The sequence below is a fragment of the Pseudomonas sp. Irchel s3f10 genome, from assembly GCF_900187515.1.
In the GTDB taxonomy this organism is placed as follows: domain Bacteria; phylum Pseudomonadota; class Gammaproteobacteria; order Pseudomonadales; family Pseudomonadaceae; genus Aquipseudomonas; species Aquipseudomonas tensinigenes.
Window position 1 is genome coordinate 281,772 of record NZ_FYDZ01000004.1, and the last position, 15,250, is coordinate 297,021.

The 15,250-nt window shown below is 60.6% G+C and carries 10 protein-coding genes and 1 other RNA gene; 10 read left to right on the plus strand and 1 reads right to left on the minus strand.

Features of this window, described 5'->3' with window-relative positions; translation table 11 throughout:
- The first annotated feature begins 139 nt into the window (after positions 1-139).
- The 6 genes from CKW17_RS12680 (at position 140) to ffs (ending at position 9,531) form a co-directional block, all read left to right on the plus strand.
- Positions 140-799, plus strand: a complete 660-nt coding sequence (locus tag CKW17_RS12680) for a GntR family transcriptional regulator (RefSeq protein ID WP_038365421.1) — start codon at positions 140-142, stop codon at positions 797-799.
- Positions 800-801: 2 nt separating this feature from the next.
- Positions 802-4,290 carry a chromosome segregation protein SMC gene (gene smc, locus CKW17_RS12685; protein ID WP_095120064.1) on the plus strand — a complete coding sequence of 1,163 codons (3,489 nt, stop codon included), beginning with the start codon at positions 802-804 and terminating at the stop codon, positions 4,288-4,290.
- Positions 4,291-4,603: 313 nt separating this feature from the next.
- Entirely contained in the window at positions 4,604-5,467 is an 864-nt protein-coding gene (gene zipA, locus CKW17_RS12690; RefSeq protein WP_038365417.1) for a cell division protein ZipA, read from the plus strand.
- 160 nt (positions 5,468-5,627) lie between these two features.
- Positions 5,628-7,985, plus strand: coding sequence for an NAD-dependent DNA ligase LigA (ligA, locus tag CKW17_RS12695; protein ID WP_095120065.1), 2,358 nt, complete (start codon positions 5,628-5,630; stop codon positions 7,983-7,985).
- Positions 7,986-8,136: 151 nt separating this feature from the next.
- On the plus strand, positions 8,137-9,300 hold the full coding sequence (locus CKW17_RS12700) for a putative zinc-binding metallopeptidase (RefSeq protein WP_095120066.1): 1,164 nt from the start codon (positions 8,137-8,139) through the stop codon (positions 9,298-9,300).
- Between the two features lie 134 nt (positions 9,301-9,434).
- Positions 9,435-9,531, plus strand: an RNA gene (gene ffs, locus CKW17_RS12705) — signal recognition particle sRNA small type.
- 196 nt (positions 9,532-9,727) lie between these two features.
- Here the strand turns inward: ffs and CKW17_RS12710 are convergent.
- A complete protein-coding gene (locus CKW17_RS12710; RefSeq protein WP_095120067.1) occupies positions 9,728-10,477 on the minus strand; it encodes an ABC transporter substrate-binding protein in 750 nt (249 codons plus the stop codon).
- A 145-nt stretch (positions 10,478-10,622) separates the two neighbouring features.
- Here CKW17_RS12710 and dnaX point away from each other — a divergent pair, with 145 nt between their 5' ends.
- From dnaX to recR, 4 genes are all read left to right on the plus strand, one after another.
- On the plus strand, positions 10,623-12,725 hold the full coding sequence (gene dnaX, locus CKW17_RS12715) for a DNA polymerase III subunit gamma/tau (protein WP_095120068.1): 2,103 nt from the start codon (positions 10,623-10,625) through the stop codon (positions 12,723-12,725).
- Positions 12,726-12,793: 68 nt separating this feature from the next.
- Positions 12,794-13,132 carry a YbaB/EbfC family nucleoid-associated protein gene (locus tag CKW17_RS12720; RefSeq protein ID WP_016984747.1) on the plus strand — a complete coding sequence of 113 codons (339 nt, stop codon included), beginning with the start codon at positions 12,794-12,796 and terminating at the stop codon, positions 13,130-13,132.
- Between the two features lie 264 nt (positions 13,133-13,396).
- Complete coding sequence (locus CKW17_RS12730) at positions 13,397-14,431, plus strand: NADP-dependent oxidoreductase (RefSeq protein ID WP_095120070.1); 1,035 nt, start codon at positions 13,397-13,399, stop codon at positions 14,429-14,431.
- A gap of 66 nt (positions 14,432-14,497) precedes the next feature.
- Entirely contained in the window at positions 14,498-15,100 is a 603-nt protein-coding gene (gene recR / locus CKW17_RS12735) for a recombination mediator RecR (RefSeq protein WP_095120071.1), read from the plus strand.
- Positions 15,101-15,250 lie beyond the last annotated feature (150 nt).

Sequence of the window (15,250 nt, forward strand, 5' to 3'; positions counted from 1 at the left end):
TTCATTATTGACCTTCATCGGTCACCCTGCTTTTTTGCGGGATTCGTGCCAAAAACCGCTGAGTGGGCACTCCGCCATGAGCCCGCATTTGCGCTACACTGCGCCGCTTGTGCAGATCGATAGAGTTTGAAGGACAACCATGACGTTCAAGGCGCCGGACAGCCTCGCCGAGCAAATCGCTCACCACCTCGCCGAACGCATCATTCGTGGCGAAATGAAGCCGGGAGAGCGCATCCAGGAACAGAAGGTCACGCTGGCACTGAATGTCAGCCGCGGCTCGGTCCGCGAAGCCTTGCTGATCCTCGAACGCCGTCACCTGATCGCGATCCTGCCGCGCCGTGGCGCGCACGTCACTGAGCTGACGCCGCACAAGGTGCAGAGCCTGTGCACGCTGATGAGCGAGTTGTACATCCTGCTCGGCAACTCGGTGGCCAATGGCTGGCAAGTGCAGTCGGACATGGCGCCGTTCGTGCAGATCCAGCAGCGCCTGACCGCCAGCTACGAGCGTCAGGACATCCGCAGTTTCGTCGACGACAGCTTCAGCGTGATGCGCGCTGCCTATCCGTTCGCCAACAATCCTTACCTGCAAGAAACCGTCGAGAACCTGCAGCCGGCGATGAGCCGTGCATATTTCCTCGCCCTCGAACAGCGCAAGGCCTCAATGAGCGAGTTCCTCGAACTGTTCGAACGCCTGCTCGCCGCCGTGCTTGCCCGTGATTTGCCGCAGATCCGCATCGTGCTGACGGCTTACGCCCAGCGCAGCTGCGATCTGGTGGTTTCCGCCCTGACGGTTGCCTGAGCGTGCGGCTCAAGTGCATCAAACTGGCGGGATTCAAATCCTTCGTCGACCCGACCACGGTGAACTTCCCCAGTAACATGGCGGCGGTCGTCGGGCCGAACGGTTGCGGCAAGTCGAACATCATCGACGCCGTACGCTGGGTGATGGGCGAGAGTTCGGCGAAGAACCTCCGTGGCGAGTCGATGACCGACGTCATCTTCAACGGCTCGACCAGCCGCAAACCAGTGAGTCAGGCCAGCATCGAGCTGGTCTTCGACAACTCCGACGGCACGTTGTTGGGCGAATACGCGGCCTACGCCGAGATCTCGATTCGCCGCAAAGTCACCCGCGACAGCCAGACCACCTATTACCTCAACGGCACCAAATGCCGTCGCCGTGACATCACCGATATCTTCCTCGGCACCGGTCTCGGCCCGCGCAGCTATTCGATCATTGAGCAGGGGATGATCTCCAAGCTGATCGAATCCAAGCCGGAAGACCTGCGTAACTTCATCGAAGAAGCCGCCGGCATCTCGAAATACAAAGAGCGCCGCCGCGAGACCGAAAACCGCATCCGCCGCACCCATGAAAACCTTGCCCGTCTGACCGACCTGCGCGAAGAGCTGGAGCGGCAACTCGAACGGCTTCATCGCCAGGCCGAAGCGGCGAAGAAGTATCAGGAATTCAAAGCCGAAGAACGCCAGCTCAAGGCGCAACTGTCGGCCCTGCGCTGGCAGGATCTCAACGATCAGGTCGGGCAGCGCGAGTCGATCATCGGCACCCAGGAAGTCAGTTTCGAAGCACTGGTCGCCGAGCAGCGAAACGCTGACGCGGCCATCGAACGCCTGCGCGACGGTCACCATGACCTGTCCGAACGCTTCAATCTGGTGCAGGGGCGCTTCTATTCGGTTGGCGGCGACATCGCCCGGGTCGAGCAAAGTATCCAGCATGGCCAGCAACGTCTGCGTCAGTTGCAGGACGATCTGAAAGAAGCCGAGCGCGCCCGCCTGGAAACCGAGTCGCACCTGGGCCACGACCGCACGTTGCTGCTGACCCTCGGCGAAGAGCTGGACATGCTCACCCCCGAGCAGGAGGTCACCAGCGCCGCTGCCGAAGAAGCCGCCGCTGCGCTGGAAGATTCCGAGTCCGTCATGCACGGCTGGCAGGAGCAGTGGGACGCCTTCAACCTGACCGCCGCCGAGCCGCGCCGTCAGGCCGAAGTGCAGCAATCGCGCATCCAGCAGTTGGAAACCAGCATGGAGCGCCTCGCTGACCGGCAAAAGCGTCTTGGCGAAGAGCGCGCGTTGCTCTCGGCCGACCCGGAAGATGCGGCGATCATGGAGCTCAACGAGCAGCTCGCCGAGTCCGAAGCGACCCTCGAAGATTTGCAGACCAGCGAAGAAGCGCAGGTCGAAAAGCTTGAACAACTGCGTCAGGAATTGCAGCAAGCGCTGACCGCGCAGCAACAGGCGCAGGGTGATTTGCAGCGTCTCAACGGTCGCTTGGCGTCCCTTGAAGCGTTGCAGCAAGCCGCGCTCGATCCGGGCACCGGCACCGCCGAATGGCTGAAGGAACACAACCTCGCCGAGCGTCCGCGTCTGGCCGAAGGCCTGAAGGTCGAGGCCGGTTGGGAACTGGCGGTGGAAACCGTGCTCGGCGCTGATCTGCAAGCGGTGCTGGTTGACGATTTCAGCGGTTTTGATTTATCCGGTTTCACCCAGGGTGATTTGCGTCTGCTCAGCCCGGCCAGCGATGGGGTGCGCGTCGCCGGCAGCTTGCTCGATAAGGTCGACGCGCAGATCGATCTGTCGCCGTGGCTCGGTCAGGTCAAGCCGGTCGATAGCCTCGAACAGGCGTTGGCTTTGCGCGGGCAGTTGAGCGCTGGCGAGAGCCTGATCAGCCGTGACGGTTACTGGGTCGGCCGGCACTTCTTGCGCGTACGCCGGGCCAGCGAAGCAGAGAGCGGCATGCTCGCCCGTGGTCAGGAAATCGAAGCGCTGCACCTCGAGCGGGAAGAAAAAGAAGCCACGGTCGAGGCCATGGAAACCCGTCTGCAAACCCTGCGCGCGCAACAGCGTCAGCAGGAAAACGGCCGCGAACATTTGCGTCGTTTGCTGCAAGACGAAGCGCGCCAGCAAGGCGAGTTGAAAGCACAGCTGTCCGCTGGCAAAGCCAAGGCCGAACAGTTGACGTTGCGTCGTACCCGTCTTGATGAAGAGCTGGTCGAACTCGGCGAGCAACGCGAACTCGAGCACGAACAGATCGGCGAGGCGCGCATGCAATTGCAGGACGCGCTGGACGCCATGGCGCTGGACACCGAGCAGCGCGAATTGCTGTTGGCCCAACGCGACAGTCTGCGCGAACGCCTTGACCGGGTGCGTCAGGAAGCGCGGCAGCACAAGGATCACGCGCATCAATTGGCCGTGCGTCTTGGCTCGTTGCGCGCGCAGCACGACTCCACGCGTCAGGCGCTGGAGCGTCTGGAAATGCAGGCCGAGCGCCTGACGGAAAAACGCGAACAGTTGAGTCTGAATCTGGAAGAGGGCGAGGCACCGCTGGAAGAGCTGCGCCTGAAACTCGAAGAGTTGCTCGATAAGCGCATGACCGTCGACGAAGAGCTGAAGACCGCGCAGATCGCCCTCGAAGACGCCGATCGCGAATTGCGCGACGCGGAAAAACGCCGGACGCAGGCCGAGCAGCAATCGCAGTTGATTCGCGGCCAGCTCGAACAGCAGCGCATGGAATGGCAAGCCCTGACCGTGCGCCGCAAGGCTTTGCAGGACCAACTGCTGGAAGACGGCTACGATCTCAATGGCGTCCTCGCCACACTGACTGCACAAGCCAGTGAACGCGAAGCCGAAGAAGAACTCGAACGCATCAATGCGCGGATTCAGCGCCTGGGTGCGATCAACCTCGCCGCCATCGACGAATACACGCAACAATCCGAGCGTAAACGTTATCTGGATGCGCAGGACGCCGATCTGGTCGAAGCACTGGAGACCCTGGAAAACGTCATTCGCAAGATCGACAAGGAAACCCGCAACCGCTTCAAAGATACCTTTGATCAGATCAATGGCGGTTTACAGGCACTTTTTCCAAAAGTTTTCGGTGGTGGACGGGCGTATTTGGAACTGACGGGCGAAGATCTACTCGATACAGGGGTAACGATCATGGCGCAGCCGCCAGGGAAGAAGAACAGCACCATCCATTTGCTCTCCGGCGGGGAAAAAGCCCTGACCGCGCTGGCACTGGTTTTTGCCATCTTCAAATTGAACCCGGCGCCGTTCTGCATGCTCGATGAGGTTGACGCGCCACTGGATGACGCTAACGTTGGACGCTACGCACGATTGGTCAAAGAGATGTCGCAGACCGTGCAGTTCATCTATATCACCCACAACAAGATCGCCATGGAAATGGCCGAGCAGTTGATGGGCGTGACGATGCATGAACCGGGTTGTTCGCGACTGGTAGCCGTGGATGTCGAGGAGGCGATGGCGATGGTGGACGCCTAGCGGCGCAGCTTCGAGCGATAAGCTCCAAGCTGCAAGAGAAGAGCTTGTGGCTTATAGCTCGCGACTTGCAGCTGAGCTGCGCAAAGATGACAACAGGCTGACTATTTGAATGAAAGTGGCAAATCGACACAATTTGCGCAGCGATTTCGACAGACGGTGTAAAGTTGTCTTTGGTCGTGCTAGTTTAATGTCAATTTTTCGTATACGTGGGCAAAACGCCTGTCAGAACATAGAGTTGGCGCCACGTTTTAAAGCGGTTTGCACAATGTAAACCCCTTATTTTTCAGCATTTTTTATAGAGGCACGGGATTACATGGAAATCGGTCTGCGCGAGTGGCTGATCGTCATCGGCATCATTGTGATAGCCGGTATTCTTTTCGATGGCTGGCGCCGTATGCGCGGCGGCAAGGGAAAACTGAAATTCCGTCTTGACCGAAGTCTGTCCAACCTGCCGGACGAGGACACCAGTGCTGAGCTTTTGGGCCCGGCTCGCGTGCTGGATACACATAAAGAGCCGCAACTGGACGAACACGATCTGCCATCGGTGAGCATGCCGGCCCGCGAAGCACGCGAGCCTCGCGAATCTGGTTCGAAACGTGGCAAGCGCGGCAGCAACGGTCCGGCGCAGGGCGACCTGAACCTCGACCTGGATCTGGACGGCGGTCCGAGCTTCAGCAGCCGTGACGACGATTTCGCCGAAGACAGCAAGCCTTCGCCGGCGGTGGTCGACAAAGACCAGCCGCAAGCTGAAGAAGTGCTGGTGATCAGCGTGATCTGCCGTGACGCTGCCGGCTTCAAAGGCCCGGCGCTGTTGCAGAACATTCTCGAAAGCGGTCTGCGTTTCGGCGAGATGGATATCTTCCATCGTCACGAAAGCATGGCCGGCAACGGTGAAGTGCTGTTCTCCATGGCCAACGCGGTCAAGCCGGGCATTTTCGATCTGGACGATATCGACCATTTCAGCACCCCGGCGGTGAGCTTCTTCCTCGGCCTGCCAGGCCCGCGCCATCCGAAGCAGGCCTTCGACGTAATGGTGGCGGCAGCCCGCAAGCTGTCGCAGGAACTGAACGGCGAACTGAAAGATGACCAGCGCAGCGTTCTGACCGCGCAGACCATCGAGCACTACCGTCAGCGCATCGTTGAGTTCGAACGTCGCGCCCTGACCCAGAAGCGCTAAGGCCAAGATCAAAAGATCGCAGCCTCGTTTCACTCGACAGCTCCTACAGGAATGCGATTTCTGTAGGAGCTGCCGAAGGCTGCGATCTTTGCTTCTGCTGCCACAGATAGATGAATTAGAGCAGCCTCGGCTGCTCTTTTGCTTTATGAGAGAACACCCCATGACCGCCGCCAAAAACCGCATTCTCGAGCTACGCGCTGAACTCGATCAACACAACTACCGTTACCACGTCCTCGACGAGCCGAGCATTCCGGACGCCGAGTATGACCGGTTGTTCCACGAGCTCAAGGCGCTGGAAGCGGCCAACCCGGAACTGATCACCAGCGACTCGCCAACCCAGCGCGTCGGCAGCGTGGCGCTCACCGCGTTCACTCAGGTGCGTCACGAAGTGCCGATGCTCAGCCTCGGCAACGCCTTCGAAGAAAGTGACATGCGCGAGTTCGATCGCCGCGTCACCGAAGGTCTGGACCTGCCGGCCGGCGATTTGTTCGGCGGCAGTGCGGCGGTGGAATACAGCTGCGAACCGAAACTCGATGGCCTGGCGGTCAGCCTGCTGTATCAGGATGGCGTGCTGGTGCGTGGCGCCACACGCGGCGACGGCACTACTGGTGAAGACATCAGCGTCAACGTGCGCACCGTGCGCAATATTCCGCTAAAGCTGCACGGCGAAGGCTGGCCGGCGACCCTGGAAGTGCGCGGTGAAGTGTTCATGTCCAAGGCCGGTTTCGAGCGCCTCAATGCCTCGCAGCTGGACGTCGGTGGCAAGACTTTCGCCAACCCGCGCAACGCTGCCGCCGGCAGTCTGCGTCAACTGGACTCGAAGATCACCGCCAACCGTCCGCTGGAGTTCTGCTGCTACGGCATCGGTCAGGTTTCCCACGATATTTCCGACACCCACATCGGCAACCTCAAGCAGTTGCAGAAGTGGGGCATGCCGATCAGTCACGAATTGAAATTGGCCAAAGGCATCGATGAATGCCTGGATTACTACCGCGACATCGGCGCGCGCCGTAACTCGCTGACGTATGAAATCGACGGCGTGGTGTTCAAGGTCAACAGCATTGCCGATCAGCGTGAACTGGGCTTCCGGGCTCGTGAGCCGCGCTGGGCGATCGCGCATAAATTCCCGGCGATGGAAGAACTCACCGAGTTGCTCGACGTCGAGTTTCAGGTTGGCCGTACTGGCGCTGTTACGCCGGTGGCACGATTGAAACCGGTCAAGGTTGCCGGCGTAACCGTGGCCAACGCCACGCTGCATAACATGGATGAAGTTGCGCGTCTGGGCCTGATGATCGGTGACACCGTGATCATCCGCCGCGCCGGCGATGTGATTCCGCAAGTCGTACAAGTGGTCATGGATCGCCGTCCCGAAAATGCGCGCGCGGTGCAGATTCCAGAGAACTGCCCGGTGTGCGGTTCGCACGTCGAGCGCACGCAACTGATCAAACGCAGCAAAGGCAAGGAAACCGTCAGCGAAGGCGCAGTGTATCGCTGTGTCGGCCGTCTGGCCTGTGGCGCGCAACTGAAACAGGCGATCATTCACTTCGTCTCGCGCCGCGCGATGGATATCGAAGGCCTCGGCGACAAAAGCGTCGAGCAACTGGTCGATGAAGGCCTGGTCAGTTCGCCAGCCGATCTGTATGCGCTGAAGTTTGACGACATCGTCGATCTGGAAGGCTTTGCCGAGGTGTCGAGCAACAAGCTGCTCGCGGCCATCGAAGACAGCAAGAAGCCGGGGCTGGCGCGCTTCATCTATGCACTGGGCATTCCCGATGTCGGCGAAGAGACGGCCAAGGTGCTGGCGCGCTCGCTGGGTTCGCTGGAGCGTGTGCAGCAGGCGCTGCCGCAAGTGCTGACCTACCTGCCGGACGTCGGGCTGGAAGTGGCGCACGAGATTCACAGCTTCTTTGAAGATGCGCATAACCAGCAGGTGATTACCGAATTGCTCGGCCATGGTTTGCAGATTCAGGACCAGGGTGAGCTGGGCGCCGAGTTTGCCGCCAGCACCACGCTCGGTGGCTTCCTCGACAAGCTGCACATTCCTTCGGTCGGCCCCGGTGGCGCGCAGAAGCTGGCGGACAAGTTTGGTTCGCTGGAAGCGGTGATGAATGCGGACTGGCTGGACATGCGTCAGGCCTTGCCGGAGAAGCAGGCCAATTCGGTGCGCGAGTTTTTTGCTGTTCCGCAGCATCGTAAGTTGGCTGAAGAGTCCGAAAAACAACTGCGTGATTTCGGCATGCACTGGCAGAGCGAGAGGAAAGTCGTCGAAGGCTTGCCGCTGTCCGGCGAGACCTGGGTGCTGACCGGCAAGGTTGAGCTGATGAGCCGTGATGTCGCCAAGGAACATCTGGAAAGCCTGGGCGCCAAAGTCGCGGGGTCGGTGTCGGCGAAGACTCATTGCGTCGTCGCAGGCCCCGGTGCCGGTTCCAAACTGACCAAGGCCAATGAGCTGGGCGTGAAGGTGATGGACGAAGAAACCTTCATCGCCTTCCTCAAAACCCACGGCCTGAACGTCTGATCGTTCCCACGCTCCCGCGTGGGAATGCCGCTCCGGACGCTCCGCGTCCGCTGTGACGCAGAGCGTCACTGGATGCATTCCCACGCAGAGCGTTGGAACGATCAGCCCGCGGGAATGATCTAGTCTTGGCAAGCCCCAGGGAGAGATCGCCATGCACCGTTTTTTCGAGCAGCTCAGTTCCCGCATCATCGCGCCGTTCATGGGCGAATCTTCACGCAACAGCAAAGTCTGGCCGTGCCGCTGCGGCCAGTCGCTGTTCTTTCGCAACAGCCAGTGCCTGGCGTGCAATGCCTTGCTCGGTTATCAACCCGAAGAAAGCCGTCTGACTTCGCTGCAGCCGGGGCCATACGAGGGTACCTGGACGCTCGACGCCGATCCCGACTCGGGATTGTTCCGCCGCTGCGCCAACCTCGACACAGCCGCCGCGTGCAACTGGCTGCTGCCGGCCAACGATCACGACAGCCTGTGCGTCGCTTGCAGCCTCAATCGCACCATCCCCGACCTGTCCGCCCCGGACAATCCCGAACGCTGGCGCAAGGTCGAAATTGCCAAGCGTCGACTGGTCGCGCAACTGATCACCCTCGGCCTGCAAGTCATCCCGAAAACCGTCGATGAAGACACCGGTCTGGCGTTCGATTTCATCGGTGTCGACCTCGAAGGCAATGCGCCAATGACCGGCCACGCCAACGGCCTGATCACCCTCGACATCAAAGAAGCCGACGACGCCCACCGCGAGCAGGTGAGGGCGCAGATGCGCGAACCGTATCGCACGCTGCTCGGGCATTTTCGCCATGAGGTGGGCCATTATTACTGGGATCGCCTGATCGCTAACGGCCCGTGGCTCGGCTCATTCCGTAGCCTGTTCGGCGACGAACGCGCCAGTTACGCCGAGGCGCTCGATCGTCACTATCAGCAAGGCGCGCCACTCGACTGGCCGCAGCACTACGTCAGCGCCTACGCAACCATGCACCCGTGGGAAGACTGGGCGGAAACCTGGGCGCACTATCTGCACATGATGGACGCGGTGGACACGGCGCTGGGCTTCGGCATGAGCGCGCGGGAAATGGATTTTGATTACCAGCCGTTTCCGACCAGCACGCTGTATGACCCGGAACATCCCGGTGGCGAGGCGTTTCTGTCGTTCGTCAACGCGTGGATCGAACTGGCCGGGATGCTCAATGAGCTGTCACGCAGCATGGGTCAGCCGGATTTCTACCCGTTCGTGCTGCCAGCACCGGCGATTGCCAAGCTGCACTTTATTCATCTGGTGATCCAGCAGGCGGGGGGCAGGGCGGATGAGGTGTTGGCCCTGTAGGCACTGGCGTGGGCTGCGATCTTTATGTCCTTGAAGCAATTCATGTTTTTAATCTGCAACCAACGGTTGTAACTTCGTCTCAGATAGGTACAATGGCGCGGCTCGCCGACAGGCAAGCATCGTTATGGTGACCCCATCGGTCCCCCCGCAACGATTACCCGTGAACCTGGTCAGAGCCGGAAGGCAGCAGCCACAGCGGGAACATTGTGTGCCGGGGTGTGGCTGGTGGGGTTACCACCTTAACGAACAATCGAACGCTTCAACCAGAACTGCATGGGTTTCGCCCACTGCGGTTTTTTTGTGTCTGCGATTTGTCAGGTCGGCACAAATCCCTTGTAGGAGTGAGCCTGCTCGCGATGGCGGTGGGTCAGTCAACTCATGTTTGGGAGACAGGACGCCATCGCGAGCAGGCTCACTCCTACAGGGGTTATGGGGTGGCTTCAGAGGACCCGGTATAGAGCCGGATAATCTCATCAATCTCCCCCGACATCTTCATCCGCAACAACGTGCGCAATATCCGTTGCACCGGCACCTTCGGATCATTCCTCACATAGCAACCCACCTTCTGCTCCTGCAACACGGCGACACCTTGCAGTTGCTGCTCCGGCATCAAGCGCTGGTTAAACCAGTCCAGCGTCCACTGATTGCTCACCGCATAGCGATAACGCCCGGCCAGCAGCTTCTCCAACACCTGCTCCTGATTGCGCGCATCTTCGCGTTGCAGTCGGTCAGCGTCGAACAACGGTTGCAGAGTCGGGTAGGTGTAGCCAAGCACGGTGCCGATGGATTGGCGGGGCAAATGCGCGGGGACGGCACTGACAGGTTGATCTTTGCGGCTGATCAACAGATCGCGCTGGAAGAACAACGGCAGACTCCAGATGTAATCCCCCGACTGATTCGGCAGCCACGACTGCGCGGCATAGCAGCGCACATCTATTTCGCCGTGTTCCATGGCGTTCTGCACGCGGGCGCGGGGCAGGACGTGAAATTGCGCCGGTACGCCGACCTGCGTGGCCAGGCTGAGCATCAGGTCGTAAAGAATGCCCTGGGTCGGGCGGCCGCGTTCGTATTGCACCATCGGCATCGCCCAGCTGTCGGGCATGGCGAAGCGCAACGGGGCTTGCGCTGCCGTCACATTCAGGCTGATTCCCAGCAACGCCCCCACGGCCCACCGCATAAACGCTCCGGTAATTCCCGATCCCGAGCCGATAAAAGCCTCTGCTGATGCAGCTTAGCCATATTAGACGAGGACACCGGATGCAATTTTGCCCTTGCTCCGCTAGCATTAGCCGCTTCAGCTTCCTTCGTTGCGACGGTTTTCGATGAGTTATCAGGTTCTTGCACGTAAATGGCGTCCGCGCTCGTTCCGCGAAATGGTCGGCCAGACCCATGTGCTCAAGGCTCTGATCAATGCCTTGGACAGCCAACGGCTGCACCATGCGTACCTGTTCACTGGTACGCGTGGGGTGGGTAAAACCACGATTGCGCGGATCATTGCCAAATGCCTGAACTGTGAGACAGGTATCACTTCCAGCCCGTGCGGCGAGTGCTCGGTGTGCCGGGAAATCGACGAGGGCCGTTTCGTCGACTTGATCGAGATCGACGCCGCGAGCCGCACCAAGGTCGAAGACACTCGCGAGCTGCTCGACAACGTGCAGTACGCGCCGAGCCGTGGGCGCTTCAAGGTCTACCTGATCGACGAAGTGCACATGCTTTCCAGCCATTCCTTCAATGCACTGCTGAAAACCCTCGAAGAGCCACCGCCGTACGTCAAGTTCATCCTCGCGACCACTGATCCGCAGAAACTTCCGGCAACGATTTTGTCGCGCTGCCTGCAGTTCTCGCTGAAGAACATGACGCCCGAGCGTGTGGTCGAGCATTTGACCCACGTCCTGACCGCCGAAAACGTACCCTTCGAAGACGATGCGCTGTGGCTGCTCGGTCGCGCCGCTGACGGTTCGATGCGGGACGCCATGAGCCTGACCGATCAGGCGATTGCTTTCGGTGAAGGCAAGGTTCTCGCTACCGACGTGCGGGCGATGCTCGGCACGCTGGATCACGGTCAGGTTTATGACGTCCTGCATTCCTTGATCGAGGGTGATGCCAAGGCGTTGCTCGAAGCCGTGCGTCACCTGGCTGAACAAGGCCCGGACTGGAACGGCGTGCTCTCGGAAATTCTCAACGTGCTGCACCGCGTGGCCATCGCTCAGGCGTTGCCGGAAGGTGTCGACAACGGGCATGGCGACCGCGATCGCGTGTTGGCACTGGCGCAGGCCTTGCCCGCCGAAGATGTGCAGTTCTATTACCAGATGGGCCTGATCGGCCGCCGCGATTTGCCGCTGGCGCCGGATCCGCGCGGTGGTTTCGAAATGGTCCTGCTGCGGATGCTGGCCTTCCGGCCGGCAGATACGGCGGACGCCCCGAGGCAACCGCTAAAGCCAGTGGGGATCAGCCAGGCCACAGTTGATTCCGCAAACTCAGTGGCTGCCGCGCCTAAACCTGCGCCGGTAGTTGCTGCGGCGGTTGCGCCGGCTCCCGTTCCAGCGCCGACACCCGTCGCTGCACCCGCGCCGGCTCCCGAGCCCGCGCCGGTTGCTCCTGTTGCCGCGCCAGAACCTGCACCTGCACCTGCACCTGTCGTTGCCGAAGCTGTCATCGATCTGCCGTGGAATGACCCGGTAGAATCCGAAGCTGAACCCGAGCCTGCGCAGCACCCCGCCGTCGAACCGGTGCTGGAAACCACCGCCGAGCAACCCGAGTTGCCGCCAATGCCGTTGCCGACCCCGGATAGCGTCGTTCCGGAGGCTCCAGAATGGGCTGCCGCACCGATTCCCGAGCCGTCGGTCGCCGACGTCGATGCCGCCACACCGGGCATGGACATGGACGACGAGCCGCCGCTGGACGAGGACTACATCGAGCCGGACATGGATTCGGCCTACAGCTACCTCGACGAACTGGCCAGCGAACATGCCGCCGAGCCCGCGCCAGAACCTGAGCCAGAACCGGCTGCGGCACCGGCCACCGGTCTGGCGTTGCAATGGCTGGAGCTGTTCCCGAAACTGCCGATCTCCGGCATGACCGGCAGCATCGCCGCCAACTGCACATTGATCGCCGTCGATGGCGACCATTGGCTGATGCACCTCGACCCGGCGCACAGCGCGCTGTTCAACGCCACGCAGCAGCGGCGTCTGAACGATGCGTTGAACCAGTTCCACGGTCGCACGCTGAGCCTGACCATCGAGCTGATCAAGCCCGAGCAGGAAACCCCGGCCCAAGCCGCGTCCCGTCGGCGCGCCAACCGTCAGCGCGAGGCGGAGGAGTCGATCCACGGCGATCCGTTCATCCAGCAGATGGTTCAGCAGTTCGGCGCGGTGGTGCGACACGATACTATTGAACCTGTCGACGCCTTGGTCGCCCAAGGCTAATAACTGAAGGTGCTCGGCTAATCTTCGCCGGGCGCTGTTTTGATCCAAGTACTTTTGAGGTGATTCCCATGATGAAAGGTGGCATGGCCGGCCTGATGAAGCAGGCGCAGCAGATGCAGGAAAAAATGGCCAAGATGCAGGAAGAACTGGCCAACGCCGAAGTCACCGGTAAGGCCGGCGGCGATATGGTCACCGTGGTGATGACCGGTCGTCACGACGTCAAAAGCGTGAGCATCGACCCAAGCCTGGTCGAAGGCATGAGCGAAGATGACAAAGAGATGCTGGAAGCGGTTATCGCCTCTGCCGTCAACGACGCTGTGCGCAAGATCGAGAAGAACAGCCAGGACAAAATGGGCAACATGACCGCCGGCATGAACCTGCCAGCCGGTATGAAACTGCCATTCTGATTCGCCAATCGGCGGCAGATGAGCTACACAAAATGCCAGGCCTTGCGCCTGGCATTTTTGTTTCTGACTCTTGGAGGTGTGGTGTCTTTGATGCCGCCTTCGCGAGCAGGCTCGCTCCCACATTTGAAACGCATTCTCCTGTGGGAGCGAGCCTGCTCGCGAATGAACTCACCTCGGTCCACCTGAATAAACATCGAACGCGCAAAAGCCTCAATGGTCTGCTCCCTATACTCGCTGAATTCACCATTCACAGGAGACGCTGACATGTCCGACCCTCTTACGCTCAACCAACGTTTCGTCCTCGCCTCACGCCCGGTCGGTGCGCCGACCCCGGAAAACTTCCGCCTCGAACGCGAAGCGTTGCCGGATCTGGCGGACGGCGAGGTGCTGCTGAAAACCCTGTACCTGTCCCTCGATCCCTACATGCGCGGACGCATGAGTGACGCGCCGTCCTACGCCGCGCCGGTGCAAATCGGCGAAGTGATGACCGGTGGCGCGGTCAGCCGTGTCGAGGACTCGCGTCATCCGAAGTTTCATAAAGGGGATCTGGTGGTCGGTGCGACCGGTTGGCAGAGCCACAGCATCAGCGACGGTCGCAACATCATCCCGATCCCTGCCGGGCTGCCGAGTCCTTCAATGGCGCTGGGCGTGTTGGGCATGCCGGGGATGACCGCGTACATGGGCCTGATGGACATTGGCCAGCCGAAGGAAGGTGAAACCCTCGTTGTCGCTGCGGCCTCCGGCGCGGTCGGCTCGGTGGTCGGCCAGGTGGCGAAGATCAAAGGCCTGCGCGCGGTCGGCGTGGCCGGCGGTGCCGACAAATGCAAATACGTGGTCGAAGAGCTGGGTTTTGATGCCTGTATCGATCACAAGGCGCCCGATTTTGCTGAGCAATTGGCCAAGGCATGTCCCGATGGCATCGACATCTATTACGAGAACGTCGGTGGTCATGTGTTCGATGCGGTAGTGCCGCTGCTTAACGCCAAGGCGCGCATTCCGTTGTGCGGTCTGATCGCCGGTTACAACGCCTCCGAAGCGCCGCAAGGCCCGGATCGCCTGCCAATGCTGCAACGCACACTGCTGACCAAACGCGTGCGGATTCAGGGCTTCATCGTGTTCGACGATTACGGCGACCGTCAGCCGGAATTCATCAGCCACATGGTGCCGTGGGTGCGCGACGGCAAGGTCAAATTCCGCGAGGACGTGGTGGAAGGCCTGGAGCAGGCGCCCGAGGCGTTTATCGGCCTGCTGGAGGGGCGCAACTTCGGCAAACTGGTGGTGAAGGTCGCGCAGGACTGAGTATTTGACGCTGGCCAGAGGCGCGGGTATAAACCGCGTCTCGTTGTTTTGTCGGACTTTTTACCCATGAGCTTCAGCCCTTTGATTCGCCAACTGATCGACGCCTTGCGCACTTTGCCGGGCGTGGGGCAGAAAACCGCCCAGCGCATGGCGTTGCAGATGCTTGAGCGTGACCGCAGCGGCGGCTTGCGCCTGGCCCAGGCCCTCAGTCAGGCCATGGAAGGGGTCGGTCACTGCCGCCAGTGCCGCACGCTGACCGAAGACGATCTGTGCCCGCAATGCGCCGACACCCGCCGCGACGACACGTTGCTGTGCGTGGTGGAAGGGCCGATGGATGTGTATGCCGTCGAGCAGACCGGCTTCCGTGGTCGCTACTTTGTGCTCAAGGGGCATTTGTCGCCGCTCGATGGTCTCGGGCCTGAGGCGATCGGCATTCCGCAACTGATGGCGCGGATTGAGGAGGCGGAGACTTTTGCTGAAGTCATCCTCGCGACCAACCCGACGGTGGAAGGTGAGGCGACGGCGCATTACATCGCGCAGCTGCTGAGCAACAAAGGCCTGATCGCTTCGCGGATTGCCCACGGCGTGCCGCTGGGTGGTGAGCTGGAGCTGGTCGATGGCGGCACGCTGGCGCATTCGTTTGCCGGGCGTAAACCGATTTCTCTCTGATAAAAATCAAAAGATCGCAGCCTTCGGCAGCTCCTACAGGGAAACGCGTATTTCCAATGTAGGAGCTGCCGAAGGCTGCGATCTTTTGATCTTCTGCATCTTGTAAACCAAGCAAGCGCTCGGTTAAGTTCGGCGAACCCTTCCGTGGAG